Annotated in this window: 14 protein-coding genes; 4 read left to right on the top strand and 10 right to left on the bottom strand. The window is 63.9% G+C overall.

Annotated features, from left to right (window positions below; genetic code table 11):
* Positions 1–128 precede the first annotated feature (128 nt).
* Positions 129–332 carry a hypothetical protein gene (locus N430_RS08650; protein ID WP_085675196.1) on the top strand — a complete coding sequence of 68 codons (204 nt, stop codon included), beginning with the start codon at positions 129–131 and terminating at the stop codon, positions 330–332.
* Positions 333–402: 70 nt separating this feature from the next.
* Here N430_RS08650 and cmoB read toward each other — a convergent pair whose 3' ends face one another.
* From cmoB to N430_RS08615, 7 genes are all read right to left on the bottom strand, one after another.
* The gene (gene cmoB / locus N430_RS08645; RefSeq protein ID WP_110636142.1) at positions 403–1,359 is read right to left on the bottom strand and encodes a tRNA 5-methoxyuridine(34)/uridine 5-oxyacetic acid(34) synthase CmoB; all 957 of its coding nucleotides are present in this window, start codon (positions 1,357–1,359) and stop codon (positions 403–405) included.
* Positions 1,356–2,099, bottom strand: coding sequence for a carboxy-S-adenosyl-L-methionine synthase CmoA (cmoA, locus tag N430_RS08640; protein WP_110636145.1), 744 nt, complete (start codon positions 2,097–2,099; stop codon positions 1,356–1,358). Before cmoA ends, cmoB begins: the two co-directional genes overlap by 4 nt.
* A gap of 89 nt (positions 2,100–2,188) precedes the next feature.
* Positions 2,189–2,581, bottom strand: a complete 393-nt coding sequence (locus N430_RS08635) for a protease inhibitor I42 family protein (protein ID WP_110636148.1) — start codon at positions 2,579–2,581, stop codon at positions 2,189–2,191.
* Between the two features lie 206 nt (positions 2,582–2,787).
* The gene (gene lon, locus N430_RS08630) at positions 2,788–5,208 is read right to left on the bottom strand and encodes an endopeptidase La (protein ID WP_110636152.1); all 2,421 of its coding nucleotides are present in this window, start codon (positions 5,206–5,208) and stop codon (positions 2,788–2,790) included.
* A 202-nt stretch (positions 5,209–5,410) separates the two neighbouring features.
* Positions 5,411–7,822 (bottom strand): glucose/quinate/shikimate family membrane-bound PQQ-dependent dehydrogenase, encoded by a 2,412-nt coding sequence (locus N430_RS08625; RefSeq protein WP_110636155.1) that lies wholly within the window; start codon positions 7,820–7,822, stop codon positions 5,411–5,413.
* Positions 7,823–7,864: 42 nt separating this feature from the next.
* The gene (locus tag N430_RS08620) at positions 7,865–9,211 is read right to left on the bottom strand and encodes a carbohydrate porin (RefSeq protein WP_110636158.1); all 1,347 of its coding nucleotides are present in this window, start codon (positions 9,209–9,211) and stop codon (positions 7,865–7,867) included.
* Positions 9,212–9,433: 222 nt separating this feature from the next.
* Entirely contained in the window at positions 9,434–11,479 is a 2,046-nt protein-coding gene (locus N430_RS08615; RefSeq protein ID WP_110636161.1) for a TonB-dependent receptor, read from the bottom strand.
* Positions 11,480–11,644: 165 nt separating this feature from the next.
* On the opposite strand from N430_RS08615, the gene N430_RS08610 reads away from it, so the two are divergent.
* Positions 11,645–11,866, top strand: a complete 222-nt coding sequence (locus N430_RS08610) for a VF530 family DNA-binding protein (protein ID WP_023378991.1) — start codon at positions 11,645–11,647, stop codon at positions 11,864–11,866.
* A 1-nt stretch (position 11,867) separates the two neighbouring features.
* Positions 11,868–12,503, top strand: a complete 636-nt coding sequence (locus N430_RS08605; protein ID WP_110636164.1) for a Pr6Pr family membrane protein — start codon at positions 11,868–11,870, stop codon at positions 12,501–12,503.
* Positions 12,504–12,623: 120 nt separating this feature from the next.
* On the opposite strand, the gene N430_RS08595 is transcribed toward N430_RS08605, so the two are convergent.
* The 3 genes from N430_RS08595 to N430_RS08585 form a co-directional block, all read right to left on the bottom strand.
* Positions 12,624–13,382: a siderophore-interacting protein gene (locus N430_RS08595; RefSeq protein WP_110636170.1), complete on the bottom strand. Its 759-nt coding sequence runs from the start codon at positions 13,380–13,382 to the stop codon at positions 12,624–12,626.
* Positions 13,375–13,920 (bottom strand): PadR family transcriptional regulator, encoded by a 546-nt coding sequence (locus tag N430_RS08590; RefSeq protein WP_110636172.1) that lies wholly within the window; start codon positions 13,918–13,920, stop codon positions 13,375–13,377. The genes N430_RS08595 and N430_RS08590 overlap by 8 nt, the downstream gene beginning before the upstream one ends.
* 86 nt (positions 13,921–14,006) lie before the next feature.
* Positions 14,007–17,144: a transglycosylase domain-containing protein gene (locus N430_RS08585; RefSeq protein WP_110636175.1), complete on the bottom strand. Its 3,138-nt coding sequence runs from the start codon at positions 17,142–17,144 to the stop codon at positions 14,007–14,009.
* 390 nt (positions 17,145–17,534) lie between these two features.
* Between N430_RS08585 and N430_RS08580 the strand changes: the two genes are divergently transcribed.
* The gene (locus tag N430_RS08580) at positions 17,535–18,953 is read left to right on the top strand and encodes an amino acid permease (RefSeq protein WP_110636178.1); all 1,419 of its coding nucleotides are present in this window, start codon (positions 17,535–17,537) and stop codon (positions 18,951–18,953) included.
* The last annotated feature ends 12 nt before the right edge of the window (positions 18,954–18,965 follow it).

Genomic DNA, 18,965 nt, shown 5'->3' with positions numbered 1-18,965 from the left:
GTAATCCTGGCGTTATCTGGCTGTCTGCCAGGGCCACATTGCAAGACTGTAATGCCCGCCTCACCTTGGCGTTAGCTGCCCCTGGGTACGCTTGCCCTGTCTGATCGGTTATCAACGAGGCAAGCACGATGAACCTGACCAAATACCTGCTGCTGGCGACCCTCGCCCTGGGCAGCGCCAGTGTCTACGCCGAAGGCGGCGCCGAACGTTCCCAGCAGTTCTGGCAAGCGTTTCGCCAGGATCAGGAGCGCCTGCACGGCGACAAGCAACAGGCCATCGCCGAGCGCGAGCGCAAGGCGCAGGAGAAGGCCCGCGAGGTGGCCAAGGACTGAGGCAACAGCAGCTGTGCCGGTCATGCTCCCCGGCACAGGTGTGATTTGGGCGTCCACAAGGACGCCTTTTTTATTTGCGCGCCAGCAGGGTGGCGCGGCGCGGTGCAGGCAGGCCTTCGATGGTCTTGCTGTGGTCGTTCGGGTCGAGGAAATCGCCCAGCGACTGGTAGCGCATCCATTCGGTGCTGCGCTGTTCCTCGATGCTGGTGACGCTCACATCCACGCAGCGCACGTCAGTGAAACCGGCACGGCGCAACCAGCGCTCCAGGGCCGGTACCGACGGCAGGTACCAGACGTTGCGCATCTGCGCGTAACGGTCTTCGGGCACCAGTACCTGGTTTTCGTCGCCCTCGATCACCAGGGTTTCCAGCACCAGCTCGCCGCCTTTGACCAGGCAGTCCTTGAGCGCCAGCAGGTGCTCGATGGGCGAGCGGCGGTGGTAGAACACGCCCATGGAGAACACGGTGTCGAAACCTTCGAGGTTAGCCGGCAGCTCTTCCAGGGCGAACGGCAGGTGCCAGGCGGGCAGTTCAGGCAGGTATTGCTGAACGGCCTGGAACTGGCAGAAGAACAGCCAGTTGGGGTCTACGCCGATGACCATGTCGGCGCCGGCACCGAGCATGCGCCACTGGTAGTAGCCGTTGCCGCAGCCGACATCGAGCACGCGCTTGCCCTTGAGGTCCAGGTGCGGGCCGACCCGCGACCACTTCCAGTCCGAGCGCCATTCGGTGTCGACATGCACGCCAAACAGATCGAATGGCCCCTTGCGCCAGGGCGACAGGCCCATCAGCGCCTGGCGCATCTGCGCACGGGTGGCGTCATCGCATTCGCAATCCAGGCGCAAGCCGTCAGCCAGGTCGATTTCGCTGGGCTGCAGGGCCGGCAGCGCGTCGAGCGCGCCGCGCCAGCGGTCGAGGTCGCCATGGCCTTTTTCCAGCTTGGCTTGCAGTTGTGCTTGCAGACCCTGGGACCAGGAAGCCAGGGGCGTGCCCGCCAGGCGGCGGACGAGGGGGGACAGATCGATCATGGCAGGGCTATCAGCGAGGCAAAATTGAGGCATTGGAACCACGGCACCACTTTGGTGAAGCCGGCCGCGTGCAGGCGTTCCTTGTGGGCTTGAAGGGTGTCGGGCTTCATCACGTTCTCGATGGCGCTGCGCTTCTGGGCGATTTCCAGTTCGCTGTAGCCATTGGCGCGTTTGAAGTCCAGGTGCAGTTCATTGAGCAGGGTCTGCTCTTCGTCATCGGCGAATCGCAGTTTCTCGGAGAGGATCAGCGCGCCGCCTGGCAGCAGTGCCTGGCGGATCTGGCCAAGCAACGCCAGGCGTTGTTCAGGGGCAATGAACTGCAGGGTGAAGTTCATTGCCACCACCGAGGCCGGTTCGAAGGGCAGGGTGAGGATGTCGGCCTCCAGCACGTCGACCGGCAGCAGTTCCTGGAACATCGAGTCCTGGGCGGTGAGGTACTGGCGGCAACGCTCGACCATCGCGGCGGAGTTGTCCACTGCGATCACCCGGCAGCCGTCGCTGCGCACATGGCGGCGCAGCGACTGGGTGACGGCACCCAGGGAGGCGCCCAGGTCATACAGCGCGGTGTTCGGCTGGGCGAAGCGCGCGGCCAGCACGCCAAGGTTCTCGACAATGGTCGGGTAACCGGGCACCGAGCGCTTGATCATGTCCGGGAACACGCGCACCACGTCTTCGTTGAACACGAAGTCGGGGACTTGCTCCAGAGGTTGGGCGAAAAGGCGGTCGGGCTGTTTGCTCACGGTGAATCCAGGCGGCTGGCGATATGCAGGGCCGGCATTCTAGCCAAACCGCGGCGTGGATGCATGGTTGGCTGACCAGCGCTTTGCGTTTAGTTGACCCGGATGGCGCAATCGAAGGTCTGTACCGGGCGTACTTCCGGCGCCCAGGGCTGCTGGTAGACCAGCACCAGGTGACCCTCACCGGCGGTGCGGGCCTGGTAGCGCCAGGTCGAGATGCCCGAACTGCCGACGATACCGGCGTCCTCGGGGGCACTGTAGACCTCGGGGCCCAGGCTTTGCAGCACGTTGGATGCAGGGTTCTGCACCAGCCAGCGGTAGCCGGTGGTGGGGTTGCTAGGCAAAGTCAGGGTGAGGCTCTGGCCGACTTGCAGGCGCTTGGGGCATTCGCTCTCGGCGTCCAGTTCGACGGTTTGCTTTGGCTGCTGGGCGCAGGCGGCAAGCAGGGCGAGGCTCAGGGGAACGAGCAGACGAGGGGCGGTCATGGTGGCTCCGAAGACTGGCGATGGCCTGAGGATACCCGATGTTACGCGTGAGGGTGTGTTTGACTCGGTCAGTGTGGGAGCGGCCTTGTGTCGCGAAAGGGCTGCGCAGCAGCCCTGGCAATTGATGCACCAGTGCTGTAATCCCGGGGCCGCTTTGCGGCCCTTTCGCGACACAAGGCCGCTCCCACAATGAGCGAGTCAGCAGGTCAGAACAAGACTTTGGCCACGTCAGCGAAGCGCTTGGCGAAATGCACGGTCAGGCCTTCACGCAGGTAGTCCGGCAGCTCGTCGTAGTCACCGCGATTTGGCTCGGGCAGGATCAGTTCGAAGATCTTCTGCCGCCGCGCCGCGATCACCTTCTCGCGCACGCCGCCAATTGGCAGCACCTGGCCGGTCAGGGTCAGTTCGCCGGTCATGGCCACCCCCTTTTTCGGCGCCTGGTCACGGGCCAGGGACAGCAGGGCGCTGGCCATGGTCACCCCGGCACTGGGGCCATCCTTGGGCGTGGCGCCCTCGGGTACGTGCAAGTGGATGAAGGCTTCGTTGAAATAGCCAGGAGTGCCACCGAACTGCTTCAGGTTCGAGCTGATGTAGCTGTAGGCGATCTCCGCCGACTCCTTCATCACGTCACCCAACTGCCCGGTGAGCTTTAGCCCGCGGTTGAGGCTGTGGATGTGGGTGGCCTCGATCGGCAGGGTCGCGCCGCCCATGCTGGTCCAGGCAAGGCCAGTAATCACGCCTTTGCCGGCCAGCACCTGCTCGCTGCGGAACACCGGCATACCCAGGGCGGGCTCCAGGTCCTTGTTGCCGATCTTGAGCTTGGCGTCCGGGTCTTCCAGCAGCTTGACCACGGCCTTGCGCACCAGCTTGCCCAACTGTTTTTCCAGTTGGCGCACGCCCGCTTCACGGGCATAGCCTTCGATCACTGTGCGCAGGGCGCTGTCGCTGATGCTCAGGCTGGTCTTGGCCACACCGGCCTTTTCCAGCTGCTTGGGCCACAGGTGGCGCTTGGCGATGGCCAGCTTCTCTTCGGTGATGTAGCCGGACAGGCGGATCACTTCCATACGGTCGAGCAGCGGCCCGGGGATCGAGTCGAGGGTGTTGGCAGTACACACGAACAGCACCTTGGACAGGTCCAGGCGCAGGTCCAGGTAGTGGTCGAGGAAATCGACGTTCTGCTCCGGGTCGAGGGTTTCCAGTAGCGCCGAGGCCGGGTCGCCCTGGTAGCTCTGGCCCATCTTGTCGATCTCGTCGAGCATGATCACCGGGTTCATCACTTCGACTTCCTTCAACGCCTGCACCAGCTTGCCCGGCTGGGCGCCGATGTAAGTGCGGCGGTGGCCCTTGATCTCGGCCTCGTCGCGCATGCCGCCGACGCTGAAGCGGTAGAACGGCCGGCCAAGGGATTCGGCAATGGACTTGCCGATGCTGGTCTTGCCCACCCCGGGCGGGCCCACCAGCAGCACGATCGAGCCGCTGATCTCACCCTTCCAGGCGCCGACGGCGAGGAACTCGAGAATGCGCTCCTTGATGTCATCCAGGCCGGCGTGGTGCTGGTCGAGCACCTTGCGCGCATGCTTGAGGTCGAGCTTGTCCTTGCCATACACGCCCCAGGGCAGGGCGGTGGCCCATTCCAGGTAATTGCGGGTGACGGCGTATTCGGGCGAGCCGGTCTCGAGGATGGCCAGCTTGCCCATTTCTTCGTCGATGCGTTTTTTCGCCTGCTCGGGCAAGGTCTTGCCGGCCAGGCGCTGCTCGAACTGTTCGAGGTCGGCGCTGCGGTCGTCCTTGGTCAGGCCCAGCTCCTGCTGGATGACTTTGAGCTGTTCCTTGAGGAAGAACTCGCGCTGGTGCTCACCGATCTGCCGGTTGACCTCGGCGGAAATCTCGTTCTGCAGGCGCGCGACCTCGACCTCCTTGCGCAGCATCGGCAGGACCTTCTCCATGCGCTTGAGCATGGGCACGCAGTCGAGCACTTCCTGCAGCTGGTTGCCGGTGGCGGAGGTGAGCGCGGCGGCGAAGTCGGTGAGTGGCGACGGGTCGTTGGGGCTGAAGCGGTTGAGGTAGTTCTTCAGTTCTTCGCTGTACAGCGGGTTGAGCGGCAGCAGTTCCTTGATCGCATTGATCAGCGCCATGCCGTAGGCCTTGACCTCGTCGGTCGGCTCGGCCGGCTGGCGCGGGTACTCGACTTCGACCAGGTACGGTGGGCGATGGTGCTTGAGCCAGGTGCGGATGCGCACCCGGGTCAGGCCCTGGGCGACGAACTGCAATTTGCCGTTTTCGCGGCTGGCATGGTGCACCTTGACCAGGGTGCCGTACTCCGGCAGGGCCGAGGTGTCGAAATGGCGGTGGTCTTCCGGCGGGGTGTCCATGAAGAACAGTGCCAGCGAGTGGTGTTCGGTCTTGGCTACCAGGTCGAGGGTTTCGGCCCAGGGCTCTTCGTTGACGATCACCGGCAGCACTTGCGCGGGGAAGAACGGGCGGTTGTGGATCGGGATCACGTAGACCTTGTCCGGCAGCTGCTGGCCGGGCAGGGCGAGGGCGTGGCCGGCATGGGCCTGGGTGTCGGGCTGTTCGATTGCGCTGTGTTCGTCGGGTTGTTCCGGGAAATCCTGCTGGTCGCTCATGGGGCACCTGCGTGAATGACTATGGTGCTTAGATGGGGCGGGGGGGGATGGGTTTCAATGGTGTGGGAGCGGCCTTGTGTCGCGAAAGGGCTGCGCAGCAGCCCCAAAATCTGTGCACCAGCAGAGATCATGGGGCCGCTGCGCGACCCTTTCGCGACACAAGGCCGCTCCCACAGGGTCGTGCATGTCAGACTAGCAGCGCTTACTCAGCCAATTTGTAAGCGATGATGTAATCGCCCATTTTCGTGCCCAGCGAGCCATGGCCGCCGGCGACGATCAGCACGTACTGCTTGCCGTCCTTGCCGGTATAGGTCATCGGCGTGGCCTGGCCACCTGCTGGCAGGCGGGCCTTCCACAGTTCCTTGCCGTTGTTCACGTCATAGGCACGCAGGAACTGGTCGAGGGTGCCGCTGAGGAAGCCGACGCCACCGGCGGTGACGATCGAACCGCCCATGCTCGGTACGCCCACCGGCATGCCGATCGGCACCGGGGTGCTGTCACGGGTAGTGCCGTTCTTGCGCTTCCACACCACCTTGTTGGTGAACAGGTCGATGGCCGCCACATAACCCCAGGCGGGCGCCTGGCACGGGATGCCGATCGGCGACATGAACGGGTGCATGGTCACCGCGTACGGCGCGCCAGTGTTCGGCTGCACACCGCTGGTCTCGCTTTCGCGCTTGCTGCCGGCGGCTACCTGCTCGCGCGGCACCATCTTCGACACGAAGGCCATGTAGTTGGGCGAAGTGAAGAGCAGTTGGCGCACCGGGTCGACCGACACGCTGCCCCAGTTGAACACGCCGACGTTGCCTGGGTAGATCAGGCTGCCCTGTTCGGACGGCGGGGTGTATTGGCCTTCGTAGCGCAGCTCGCGGAACTGGATGCGGCACAGCATCTGGTCGAACGGCGTAGCGCCCCACATGGCCTGTTCGGTCAGCTCAGGGCCCAGCAGGTTGAGGTCGGAGCGGGCCTGGGTCGGTGCGGTGTGGTCACCCTTGACCGCGCCCTGCGGGACCGGGATCTCGCGAATCGGCACGATCGGCGTGCCGTCGCGGCGGTCGAGCACGTACAGGCTGCCCTGCTTGGTCGGCACGATGATCGCCGGCTTCACGTCGTCCTTGGTCTTCAGGTGCACCAGGGTCGGCTGGCTGCCGACGTCCATGTCCCACAGGTCGTGGTGGGTGAACTGGTAGTTCCAGCGGGCCTTGCCGGTGGCCAGGTCCAGGGCGACCACGCCGGCGCTGTACTTCTCGGCGCCCGGGGTGCGGTCGGCGCCCCACTGGTCAGGGGTCTGGTTGCCCAGCGGCAGGTAGACCATCCCCAGGTCTTCGTCGACGCTGGCCAGCGACCACATGTTGGCCGAGTTGCGGCTGTACATCTTGCCCGGGGCCAGCGGCTTGGTGTCGTCCGGGTTGTTGCTGTCCCAGTTCCACACCAGGTGGCCGTCGTGCACGTCGTAGGCGCGGATCACGCCGGACGGTTCGTTGGTCGACTCGTTGTCGGTGACATGGCCGCCGATGATCACCAGGCTGCGGGTGATCGCCACCGGCGAGGTAGAGTAATAGCCACCGGCAGTGAACGGGCCGATGCCGGTGGTCAGGTCGATCGCGCCCTGGTTGGCGAAGCCTTCGCAGACCTTGCCGTTGTCGGCGTTGATGGCGATCAGGCGGGCGTCGGCGGTCGGCAGGTAGAGGCGGCGTGGGCAGGCCTGGGCCACGGCCTGGCCGGCGTCGGACACCTTCGGAGCCGGGCTGCCGTCGCGGCTGACGTAGCTGTTCTCGTCATAGTACGAGACGCCGCGGCAGGTCATGTGGGCGAAGCCCTTGAAGGTGCCGACCGGGGTCTTGATCTGCGGGTCGTAGCGCCAGATCTCGGCACCAGTGTCCGGGTCCAGGGCCAGCACTTTGCTGTGGGCGGTGCAGGCATAGAGCATGCCGTTGGCCTTCAGCGGGGTGTTTTCGTTGGTCAGCTCGACCGGGTCGTTGTCGGTCGGCAGGTCGCCGGTGCGGATGCGCCAGGCTTCTTCAAGGCGGTAGGCGTTCTGTGGGGTGATCTGGCGCAGCGGCGAATAGCGGTCGCCGTGCTCGGTGCGGCCATAGGCCTGCCAGTCGCCATCCGGCATGGCCGGCGCGGCGCTGCCCATTTCGCTGTTGTCGCGGCCCAGTTCGCCGAACACTTCACCCGGGTGGGTGAACTGGCTGCCCAGGGCGCAGGCGCCCGAAGCCAGCACGGCAACACTGAGCAGCGCGGTGTTGGCCTTGGCGGCAGGGCCGGTCAGCGGGCGGCGGGCCCACGGCAGCAGCAGCACCACGCCGATGGCGAACCAGATGGCCAGGCGCGGCACCAGTTGCCACCAGTCCAGGCCCACTTCGAGCATGGCCCAGACCGTGCTGCCCAGCAGCACCAGGCCATACAGGCCCAGGGCAATACGGCGCTTGGCCAGCAGCAGGGCGCCCGACAGGGCAAAGCCGATACCGGCAATCAGGTAGTACAGCGATCCGCCCAGCTGGCTCAGCTTGATGCCGCCGGCCAGCAGGGCCAGGCCCATCAGCAACAGCAGCACGCCCATCAGGCGTGGCAGCCAGCGGGTTCCTTGGTTGGCACCGTCAGTGCTCATCGTAGGTTCTCCCTTTAGTGAAGGTGGTCAGTGTGAAAGTGGTCAGAACGTGCTTTGAATCTTCAGGCCGCCGATCAGCGCGCTGTCGACCTGCGACACCCCGCCCGGATGGCGGATGTACTGCAGGTTCGGGCGCACCGTGAGCCAGTCGGCCAGGTGAATGCCGTAATAGAGTTCGGCGCTGTACTCGGTGTCTTGCACCGGCAGGTAGCCCGGGTTGTCGTAGTCGTCGAGGCCGGCCACCTGATTGGCCTGGCGGGCGTTCTTGCGGTAGGCCGGGTTGGCGTGCACGCGGGCGAGGGCGAAGCCGATGTCGTCCTTGGCGCGGGCATCGAAGGGGCCTTTGTAAACCAGTCCAGCTTGAACATAGTTGTCGATGACATTGGTCTTCTTGTCGTGCACCGTGGCGTTGGCGAACAGGCTCAGGCCGCGCGACTGGTCGGACGCCAGCGAGGTGACCTGCTGCTGGGCCCCGAGCCACATGCCGTGCTTGCTCGAACTGCTGCGGTAAGCGGCGCCACTGAGGGCGGCCGGCTGGCCGTTGCTGTCCTTGAGAACATCCTGTGCCTTGGCATTACTGTAGTAGTAGCCGGCGCGATATTCCCCTTTCAGGCCTTGGATACGTGGGGTCCATACCAGTTCGACCGGCATCACCGCACCCTGGGTGCCGCTGCCGCTGAGCTTGAAACCGTTACCGGATTCGAGGTTGGACGGGTTCTGCTCATATACGCCAACCTGGGCGTACAACTCAGGGTTGAGGTTGTAGCGCACGCGCATGGCCCACTGGCTGACCGGCCAGTTGTACCAGATGCCGCCGACCCAGTTGCCCACCTGCGAGCCGCAGAAGGCCAGGTTCTGGAAGTCGCAGGGGAAGCTGTTGAAATCCTCGCCTTCGCCGAAACGGCCGACTTTCACGTCCAGGGCGCCGTCGAAATATTTCTGCTTGATCCACATTTGCGTCAGCCGCCAGGTTTCGCCACGGCCCCAGACTTCCTGGGCCGAGGTGAAGCCGCCGACCCGTGGGTCGTTGATGCGGTCATTGCTGATGTTGTCGCCGTGGCGCTCGGTGACGGTCAGCTGGAACTCGGTGTCGTTCCAGCCGAGGATCTTCTCCAGGTCCAGGTGGCTGCCGAAGGTGAACTGGTCGCTGTAGCGTGCCGTGCGGTCGTGGTCGTAGCCGCCGTGCAGGTTGCTGCCCATCTCGCCGGTGTAGCCGAGGGTGAAGTCGTAGCCTTTTTCCAACAGCTCGGTACGGGTGCCACCCCAGTCGCCGAACATCCATGGGGAGTCTTTGGCGAAGGGTTCGCTGGCGCTGGCCGTATTCGGCAGGCTGGCGGTGAGGGCAATGAGGGCAAAGCCGGTGTAGCGGGTCTTGGGCAGTTGGAACATGAGATAGCGCTATCTTTTGATTATTGAGCAAACGGCGAGCGCACCGAGGAGCGGGCTCTTCGATGTAAGTGGCAATTGGGAATGCTGGGTGAAGCGATTCAGCTTGCGGCGGGGAGGATATAGGGGAAGTTGTAAGAAAAAAAGACAAATTGTCGCAGTTGATTGTTGCTGATTCAGTAACAGTCAGCTGATTAAAGGGGCTGCTTGGCAGCCCCACATGGCTCAGAAGGTGGTCCGCAGTCCCACTTCCACACTGCGTCCTGGCGCTGGCGCGATATCCCGCAGGATCGAACTCGCATAGCGCACGGTCTGGTCGGTCAGGTTCTCGCCGCGCACGAAGGCCAGCCACTGGCTCTGGCCGATGTCGAAGCGGTAGCCGACGCTGGCCCCGAGCGTGGTGTAGCCGTCGGTGCTGGTCTCGTTCTCAGGCTTGCGATGCTGCGATGCGGCATGTTGCACATCGACCCGTGCCTGCCAGCGGTCCAGTTCCCACACCAGTCCGCTGTTGAGCCGCAGCGGGGCAATGCGCGGCAAGGGCTCGCCGCTGTCGAGGTTCTTGGCCCGGGTGTAGTCGCCGGACAACTCCAGCGCGAAGCTGCCATAGCGGTTCTCGAGCAGCTTCCAGCGGTCTTGTGCCTCGATGCCGTAGAAGCGCGCACGCACGCCCTGGTACTGGTACTCGGGGAAGCCGCCATCGTCATGATCGTGGTCGTGATCATCCTCGTCATGGTCGTGATCATGGCCTTCACGCAGGTTACCCGTGCCGATCAGGCCGATGTAGTTGCGGAAGTGGCTATAGAACACCCCGACGCTGCCTTTGTGGGTGCCATTGTCGAAGCGCAGGGCCAGGTCGGCGGAAATGGCCTTTTCCTTGTTCAGGCTGGCATCACCGACTTCATACGCGCCGGTGGCCACGTGGGCACCATTGGCATAGAGCTCGTAGAACGTCGGGGCGCGCTCGGTGTAGCCGAGGTTGGCCGCCAGCGACCAGATCGGGTCGAGCTGGTACACCGCGCCCGAGGACAGGCTGAAGGCGTTGAAGCTGCTGGCGCTGTCGGCGTCGACGAAGTTCTCGTTGCCCTTGGCATCGGGGTCGACGCGGGTGTGTTCCAGGCGAGCGCCCAGGCTCAGGTTCAGGCGCTCGGTGGCCTGCCACTGCTCGAGCATGAACAGCGCCAGGCTATCGGTGTCGGTGTGCGGGACGAAGGCTTCCTCGCCCAGCGCCGAGAACTCGTTGCGGCTGACCTGTGCGCCAATCACGCCTTCGAGCGGCCCGAGCGGCTGATGACGGGCTTCGATGCGGGCTTCGTAGCCCTTGTTCTTGAAGGTGGTGTGTACCTCGCCTTCTTCGATCTCGCTGTGCTCGTAGTCGGTGTAGCCGGCATCGACCTTGACCGAGCTGAACGGGCCGTCCAGGTCGCGCAGTTCCGAGGCAAAGGCGTAGTGGTCCTGCTTCATGTCCAGGCGCACGCCGGACTCGGCCACCGAGCCGTAGTTGCTGTCGTAGCGGCTGTAGGACAGGCCGGCATAGCCATGCTCCCAGTTGTAGGAACCGCCGATCGCGCCACCGTCCTGGCGGCCGTCGCTGTTTTCCAGGCGGTGGCGACTGCCAGGCGCGTCGGGGTCACGGACCTTGGCGCTCTGCGCATAGCCGGGAATACGCAGGTCATTGAATTGACGGCTATTGGCGTCCAGGTGCAGGGCAAAGGTGCCGTCTCCGGCTTCCAGCTTGCCGGCACTGCTGCGGGTGGTGTCGGCGCCGCCGTAGCGCAGTTCGCCAGCACCGTGGATGCCCTCGATCGGCGAGTCGGGGATGCGATTGTCGAAAGTGTTGACCACGCCGCCGATGGCATTGCCGCCGTAGAGCAGGGCGGCCGGGCCGCGGACGATTTCCACGCGCTCGACCGTGACTGGGTCCAGCGGCACGGCATGGTCATAGGACAGCGACGAGGCATCCAGGGCACCCACGCCATTGCGCAGGATGCGAATACGGTCGCCGTCCAGGCCGCGAATCACCGGGCGGCTGGCGCCAGGGCCGAACCAGGTGGAGGCTACACCGGGTTGCTTGTTCAGGGTTTCACCGAGGCTGCCGTGTTGCTGTTGCAGCAGGTCGTCACCTTCAAGCACGGTGCTGGGTGCAGCCAGTTGACGGTTGCCCAGCGGATTGGCGGTGATGACCTGGGGTTCCAGTTCCACGGCTTGGCTGGGTGATGAGGCGAGCCACAGGGCGACAGCGAGGGGGGAGAGGCGGAGCGGGATGTGCAGCATGGGGATGAGGCGTTCCTTGGCAGATGCTTTTGTGTTGTTACAATATAACATCACTATTTCAGCACAGAGGTTTCGCCCCTGGCCAGTGGTTTTTCCGCAGGCAATACCGATCCCACCTGCCACTACACTCGTGTAAGGTGCGCATCTTTCCTACGGAGCACTGGCATGAGCACAGCCCAACACAACGCGCTGCACGGCAAGACCCTCGAACAGATCCTCACCGAACTGGTGGCGCACTACCAATGGCAGGGCCTGGCCGAACGCGTTGATGTGCGCTGCTTCAAGAGCAACCCGAGCATCAAGTCGAGCCTGACCTTCCTGCGCAAGACGCCCTGGGCACGGGAGAAGGTCGAGCAGTTGTACGTGAAGCTGCAGCGCCAGGCCTGACATGCCACGGCGCCCCTGGCTGACGTCGATGGCGTTGCTTGGCTGGTTCGGCCTCACGGTGCAGGTCTACCTGGTGCTGCTGGCGCGCTGGCAGGAGCAGGCCAGCCTGATTGGCGGGCTGATCAATGTGTTCGGTTACTTCACGGTGCTGACCAATACCCTGGTGGCGACGGTGCTCAGCTACGCGGCCTTTGGCCGGGAGTCGGGAGCCAGGCGCTGGTTTCTGTCGCCATCGGTGAGCTCTGCGGTGGCGGCCAGCATCGTGCTGGTGGCGTTGGCTTACAGCGTGCTGCTGCGCCACCTGTGGCAGCCAGAAGGCTGGCAGTGGCTGGCGGATGAACTGCTGCACGATGTGATGCCGCTGCTGTTCGCCTTGTACTGGTGGTTCGAGGTGCCCAAAGGCAGACTGCGGCTCTGGCACCTGATGGTGTGGGCGCTGTACCCGGCGGTGTATTTCGCTTATGCGCTGTGGCGGGGGAGTGAGATCGGGGCGTATGCCTACCCGTTCATCGATGTGGCGAGCCTGGGGTATGGGCAGGTGATGCTCAATGCCCTGGGGGTGTTGGCGGGGTTCTGGGGGATTGGCCTGGTGTTGCTGGCGCTGGATCGATGGCGGGGAAGGTACAGATTGGCTTGACCTGTACCGGCCTCTTCGCGGGCATGCCCGCTCCCACAGGAACACTGCAGCCCTCAAGGTTTGCGCAGTACCTGTGGGAGCGGGCGTGCCCGCGAAGAGGCCGGTGCAGGAGAGAGCAGATCACTCGTCGTCCGCAGTCCCGTCGGCACGCCAGTAAGCGGCGGCCTTCAAGGCATCTTCCGCCACGCCTTTCTCCAGCAACAATGCCTTGGCCAGCCGAGTCAGTGACTTCTCCAGCGCCACCCAGCTGTAGAGCTTGCCTTCCGGCAACGCCAGATCCTTGAGCAACGCCAGCAGGTCCTCATCCCGCTTGACCCAGATAACGTCGACCTGCGCCGCGCTCGGCAAGGGCTGGCGCTCCTGCTCATTCTCGATCTGAATCACCGCCAGCACCCGACGCCCCGCCGGCAGTTCTTCCAGTCGCCGGCCAATCGCCGGGATCGCCGTCTCGTCACCCACCAGCAGGTAGCTGTCGAAGATATCCGGCACCACCATCGAAGCCCGTGGCCCGGCGATGTTCAGCGTCTGCCCAGGTGCCGCCTGGGCCGCCCAGGTCGAAGCCGGGCCGTCGCCGTGCAGCACGAAATCGATGTCCAGTTCGTGGGTCACCAGGTCGATACGCCGTGGCGTGTACTCGCGCATGGTCGGCCGGGCGCCGCCGTCACGGCCCAGGTTGCGGGCGTCGATGGCTTGCTGCTGCTCGGCTGTTTCAGCGAACAGCAATTTGATGTGGTCATCACTGCCCAGGCTGGTGAAGCCCTGCAGTTCGGCGCCACCGAGGGTGATGCGGCGCATGCGCGGGGTGAGGTCGGTGACCCGCAGCACTTGCAGGCGACGTTGGCGGATTTCGTGGTTGACGCGGTGAATCGTGTCACTCATGGGGATTCTCCCTGACAGGATCGGCCGGCCCGGAGGCGATGGCCTTGGCAGTGTCGTTGAGCAGGTTGCGCACCCGTTCGATTTCTTCCGGCGTCCAGCGGCCACTGTGCATGTGCAGGGCATGGCGCAGGTTGCCGACCGCTTCGTGAATCTCTGGCGGGCGGTCGTGGCCACGCAGGGCGCGCTTGCTGACTTCGATGCGCATGCGCACGCCATCCAGGGCGACGGCCTGATCGGCCAGTGCGTTTCGGCCGGCGACGGTGATGGCGTACAGGCGTTTGCTGCCGTGCACCTGGCCGCTGATCAGTTCGGCTTCTTCGAGGAAATTGAGGGTGGGGTAGATCACGCCGGGGCTCGGCGTGTAGCTGCCGTCGAACAGGTTCTCGATCTGACGGATCAGGTCATAGCCGTGGCCCGGTTGCTCGGCCAGCATCGACAGCATCAGCAGCTTGAGGTCGCCCGGGGCGAACACCCGCGGGCCACGCTCGCCGCGGGCGGGGCGGCGTTCAAAAGGGTCATGTGCGGAATGGTCACGCATTTAGAGGCTCCCTGTGTTTCGATATATCGCAAGATATTACTCAAGATATATCTAAACACAAGCCTCTAAATGCCGATGATTATCATCTACGTTTTAGATGAGTCGTTGCCATGCACGGCCACCTGGGGTGGCTTGCACTCGTTCGGGTTGCCTGGCTGCAAGTACGGCATCAGGATCGGCGCCATGCCCTTGAGCACTTGTACCGGTAGCGCCGAAGTGAACTTGAAGGCTTCCGCCGAGCGCCCAGGGACGAAGGCGGTCAGGGTGCCGAAGTGGTTGTCGCCGAGGAAGAACACGAAGGTGGCGGTGCGGTTCAGCGAGCGCGAGCCGATCAGCCGGCCACCGGCGCCGAAGCTTTCGATACGGTTGTCGCCGGTACCGGTCTTGCCACCCATCACCAGCGGTGTGCCGTCATTGAGCTTGAAACTGCCGGAGATGCGCCGTGCGGTACCGGCATCCACCACCTGTGACATGGCACCTTTCAGTGCGCGCGCCACTTCCACCGGCAGAATTCGCACGCCACGGTCCGGGTCGCTGACCAGCTTGGTCTCGTAGGGGGTATTGGCAGCGAAATGCAGGGTGTCGATCCGCAGCGTCGGCAGGCGCACGCCGTCGTTCTGGATGATGCCGACCAGCTCCGACAGCGCGGCCGGGCGGTCGCCGGAGCTGCCGATGGCAGTGGCCAGCGAAGGCACCAGGTGATCGAACGGGTAGCCCACGCGTTTCCAGCGTGCATGGATATCGAGGAACGCCTCGATCTCGACCATGGTGCGGATGCGGCTGTCACGCGCACCCTGGTGCCGGCTCTTGAACAGCCAGCTATAGACTTCCTGGCGTTCGAAATGGCTGGCATTGACCATTTCGGTGAGCGTGGAGCTCGGGTGCTTCAACAGGTAGCCCAGCAGCCACAAGTCCAGTGGGTGGACCTTGGCGATGTAGCCCTGGTCGGGCAGGTCGTACTTGCCGGGGCCGTAGGCTTCGTACATCTCCGCCAGCTTGCCGTCGGTGAGTTTGCCCAAGGCGATCTTGTCATCCTTGCTGTGGGCACGGACGAAGGCGTTGAAGGTTTCCTGGCCGGCTTCCGGGAACAGGTAACGGTGCACCGCCGCCAGGCGTTGCGGGGTGGCGCGCATGCTGTCGAGGAAGGTGTCCAGGCGCTGCTGCGAGGTCTTGCGCTGGTACTTCTTCCAGAAGCGCATCAGGTAGCTGGTGCCTTCCTTGTCGGCGAAGCGCGCCAGGTATTCCTGGCGGCGCGGGTCGGAGTCGTCCTTGAGCAGCGGCACGCGGTTGAACGGCTGCTGGTAGGTGACATAGCGCACCAGGTCGCGCATCAGGCGGATGAACGGCAGGTTGATCGACTCGCGCAGGGCATCCTTGAGGGTCGGGTTGCGGTTGTTGTCTTCCTTGCGGAAGTTGTTGAACACGTGCATGCCGCCACCGGTGAAGAAGGCCTCGCCGGTGTTGGCCGAGTACTTGCGCTCCAGCGCCGCATCGAGCATGGCATCCAGGCTCTGGTTCTTGCTGTTCTGTGCCAGCCATTCCAGCGACCACTGGGTGATGCGGTCGAGCTCGGCGACCTCGACTTTCTTCAATTCGGCTGCCGGCTTGCCTGCGTACTTGTCGTGCAGTTCGGCGATGATTTCCAGATACGTCGTGAGCACTCGCAGTTTGGCGGTCGAGCCCAGTTCCAGCTTGCTGCCTTCGTTGATATCGAAAGGCTGGTTGGTGCTGTCGGTCTGCACCCGCACCCGCGAGCCATCGGCGGTGCGTTCGAACAAGGTGAAGCTGTAGCTCACCTGGTCGGTGGTCTTGGAGGTGAGCAGGCGTTCGCCGATGAGGCCCATTTGCGCCGCGAATTCGGGGTCGGCAAGGTTTTTCAGGTACTGGCTGACCTGCAGCTGCAGGTCGGCCTGCAGGGTACTGGTGGCTGACACGTCGAGGCGGTCGAGGTCATACAGCGGGCGGTTGAGCATGGCCGCCAGACGGTTGCGGGCCAGGCTGATGCCCTTGTTGGTGATGATCGGCACGATGGTCGGCTGGGCGACCCAGTCGCGGTAGACCGCCTTGCTGGCCAGCGCCGCATCGGCCAGCGGTTGATCGATGATCTTGGCAGCCGCCAGCACGCGGATGTGCGAGTCGGTGAGGTCGGCCAGCTCGACCCTGCCCTTGGACAGGTAATGCGAAGGGCGACGCTGGGCGATCATCAGCGACAGCACCTGGCGCAGGGCCAGGCCGCGTGCGGCCATGCTGTCCGGGTCGGTGGCGGTGGAGGTCAGCGCCTGGTTGACCTGGTCGAAGTCGGCGCCGTACCACACCCGCAGGCCCTCGGCCATGCCATGCACCTCGCCATGCCCGGGCACGGCCGACAGTGGCACGCTGTTGAGGTAGTCACGCACGATCCGGTGGCGCGCTTCGCTGGTATCGGGGCCACCCTGGTAAGCACGTACGCTGGCCGAGATCATCTGGCGGATCTTTTCGGCACCATTGACGGTCAGGCCATCTGGCGAATGGCGGTACTTCTCCAACTGGGTGGCGAGGGTGCTGCCACCCGCCGACTGGCCGGGCAGGGCCAGGTACTTGGCCACCTGGCTGTAGGCGGCCTTGGCAAAGCGCGGCCAGTCCACGGCCGGGTTGTTCTTCACGTCCTTGGTATCGAGCAGGTCGCGGTTTTCGATGAACAGCAGGCTGTTGACCATCACCGGCGGGATGGAGGCGAAATCCGGGTACAGGTGCTGCGGGTAGTTGTACTGGTACAGCGTGTCGCCCCGGCAGTCGGTGATCGACAGGCCGGCCTGGATCTTCTCGATATAGGGGGCGAACAGACCATGATCGACATAGCGCATCAGGGCCGGTGAGAACTGTACCTGCTCGCTGATCAGGTAATCGCGTTTCAGCAGGCGTGGCAGGAACTCGCCCAGCCCGCTGTAGCCCAGGCGTTTGTCGAACGGCCCTTCGCCCGGATAGATGATTGCATCGCTCGGCCCTGGCTGCAGCGAATAGGTGAGGGTGGTGGCCAGCTTGCTGAATTCTCGCGACTGCAGGTTGGAGGTGCGGAACTCGTCGTAGGCGGCAAAACCGATGGCGATCAGTGCCACCAGCAGGATCAGGAAAATCAACCGCCACCAGAGCCTGCGCTGACGTGGGGGCTGCGGTTGTGGCGTCTTGGCCGGAGGTGCTTCAGATGCTTCCGTTCTGGTTGGTTCCGATTGCCACAGTGCGCCCATAGTCTTCTATCCGGCCAGGTATTTTCGTCTTGCTTGTCTGAAGCTTAGACGTTGGCGGGAACAGGTGAAAAATTTGTAGGAAGCCGAGAAAAGCGGTGTAGGGCTATGCGGCTTTGGTGTGGGTTTATTCCTGTGGCGTTGTTGTTAGGGTGGTAGTGGAAGCGGGGGTGGTGCAGCAGCCTCCGAAAAACTCGCTGAATTTTCCTGTATATACAGCGAAAACTCCTGTATCGGACTTCCTATACTGCTCGGCCCTTCGCCCCGCCGGCCGCTCTAGACCGGCACACGGGCCGGCCCACAAGGCCAGCCTGGCAAGCCAACGCCACGCCTATCGGCATGGCCGGTGCTGCACGAAGGTCAAATCCAATAACAAAATGAGGTTGTATTGCTATGCCAGTCGGCAACCATCCTGCCCCTGCCGAGCCCTCTGAGGGCGGCCCGCTCAAGCGTGAGCTGGGCGAACGGCACATTCGTCTGATGGCGCTGGGCGCCTGCATCGGCGTCGGTCTTTTCCTCGGTTCGGCCAAAGCCATCGAAATGGCCGGCCCCGCGATCATGCTTTCCTACATCATTGGTGGCCTGGCAATCCTGGTGATCATGCGCGCCCTCGGCGAGATGGCCGTGCACAACCCGGTCGCCGGCTCGTTCAGCCGTTACGCCCAGGACTACCTTGGCCCGCTGGCAGGCTTTCTCACCGGCTGGAACTACTGGTTCCTGTGGCTGGTGACCTGCGTCGCGGAAATCACCGCGGTGGCCATCTACATGGGCATCTGGTTCCCCGACGTGCCACGCTGGATCTGGGCCTTGATGGCGCTGGGCAGCATGGGCGCAGTCAACCTGATCGCGGTCAAGGCGTTCGGCGAGTTCGAGTTCTGGTTCGCCCTGATCAAGATCGTCACCATCATCGCCATGGTCCTGGGTGGCATTGGCGTGATCGCGTTCGGCTTCGGCAATGACGGCGTCGCCGTGGGCATCTCCAACCTGTGGAGCAACGGCGGCTTCATGCCCAACGGCGTGACCGGCGTGCTGATGTCGCTGCAGATGGTGATGTTCGCCTACCTGGGCGTGGAAATGATCGGCCTTACCGCCGGCGAAGCACGCAACCCGCAGAAAACCATCCCCCAGGCGATCGGCTCGGTGTTCTGGCGCATCCTGCTGTTCTACGTAGGCGCCCTGTTCGTGATCCTGTCGATCTACCCGTGGGATGGCATCGGCAGCCAGGGCAGCCCGTTCGTCATGACCTTCGAGCGTCTGGGCATCAAGACGGCTGCCGGCATCATCAACTTCGTGGTGATTACCGCTGCGCTGTCGTCGTGCAACGGCGGCATCTTCAGCACCGGGCGCATGCTCTACAGCCTGGCGCAGAACGGCCAGGCCCCGGCCGCCTTTGCCCGCACCTCGAAGAGCGGCGTGCCGCGCAATGCGCTGCTGCTGTCGATCGGTGCACTGCTGCTGGGCGTGCTGGCCAACTACCTGGTGCCGGAAAAGGTGTTCGTCTGGGTGACCTCGATTGCCACCTTCGGTGCGATCTGGACCTGGGTGATGATCCTGCTGGCGCAGATCAAGTTCCGCGCTGGCCTGTCGACCGCCGAGCAAAAAACGCTGAAATACCGCATGTGGCTGTGGCCGCTGAGTTCCTACCTGGCCCTGGCCTTCCTGGTGCTGGTAGTGGGCCTGATGGCGTACTTCGAGGATACCCGCGTGGCACTGTATATCGGCCCGGCGTTCCTGGTATTGCTGACGGTACTGTATTACGCGTTGCGTCTTGCGCCAAAGCAGGAGCAGGGCATCGTCAGCCCGGCTTCCTGATGTGAAAGAGGG

It is taken from the genome of Pseudomonas sp. CC120222-01a, assembly GCF_003097235.1.
Taxonomy (GTDB): domain Bacteria; phylum Pseudomonadota; class Gammaproteobacteria; order Pseudomonadales; family Pseudomonadaceae; genus Aquipseudomonas.
This window is presented reverse-complemented; position numbering and strand designations above follow the sequence as displayed.

What these genes read in the sequence shown, in the direction of transcription:
- N430_RS08620 (WP_110636158.1), bottom strand. Translation starts at nt 9,211, where the DNA reads ATGTTCCAACTGCCCAAGACCCGCTACACCGGCTTTGCCCTCATTGCC.
- N430_RS08650 (WP_085675196.1), top strand. Translation starts at nt 129, where the DNA reads ATGAACCTGACCAAATACCTGCTGCTGGCGACCCTCGCCCTGGGCAGC.
- cmoB (WP_110636142.1), bottom strand. Translation starts at nt 1,359, where the DNA reads ATGATCGATCTGTCCCCCCTCGTCCGCCGCCTGGCGGGCACGCCCCTG.
- lon (WP_110636152.1), bottom strand. Translation starts at nt 5,208, where the DNA reads ATGAGCGACCAGCAGGATTTCCCGGAACAACCCGACGAACACAGCGCA.
- N430_RS08595 (WP_110636170.1), bottom strand. Translation starts at nt 13,382, where the DNA reads ATGAGTGACACGATTCACCGCGTCAACCACGAAATCCGCCAACGTCGC.
- N430_RS08635 (WP_110636148.1), bottom strand. Translation starts at nt 2,581, where the DNA reads ATGACCGCCCCTCGTCTGCTCGTTCCCCTGAGCCTCGCCCTGCTTGCC.
- N430_RS08590 (WP_110636172.1), bottom strand. Translation starts at nt 13,920, where the DNA reads ATGCGTGACCATTCCGCACATGACCCTTTTGAACGCCGCCCCGCCCGC.
- N430_RS08610 (WP_023378991.1), top strand. Translation starts at nt 11,645, where the DNA reads ATGAGCACAGCCCAACACAACGCGCTGCACGGCAAGACCCTCGAACAG.
- N430_RS08615 (WP_110636161.1), bottom strand. Translation starts at nt 11,479, where the DNA reads ATGCTGCACATCCCGCTCCGCCTCTCCCCCCTCGCTGTCGCCCTGTGG.
- N430_RS08625 (WP_110636155.1), bottom strand. Translation starts at nt 7,822, where the DNA reads ATGAGCACTGACGGTGCCAACCAAGGAACCCGCTGGCTGCCACGCCTG.
- N430_RS08585 (WP_110636175.1), bottom strand. Translation starts at nt 17,144, where the DNA reads ATGGGCGCACTGTGGCAATCGGAACCAACCAGAACGGAAGCATCTGAA.
- N430_RS08605 (WP_110636164.1), top strand. Translation starts at nt 11,868, where the DNA reads ATGCCACGGCGCCCCTGGCTGACGTCGATGGCGTTGCTTGGCTGGTTC.
- N430_RS08580 (WP_110636178.1), top strand. Translation starts at nt 17,535, where the DNA reads ATGCCAGTCGGCAACCATCCTGCCCCTGCCGAGCCCTCTGAGGGCGGC.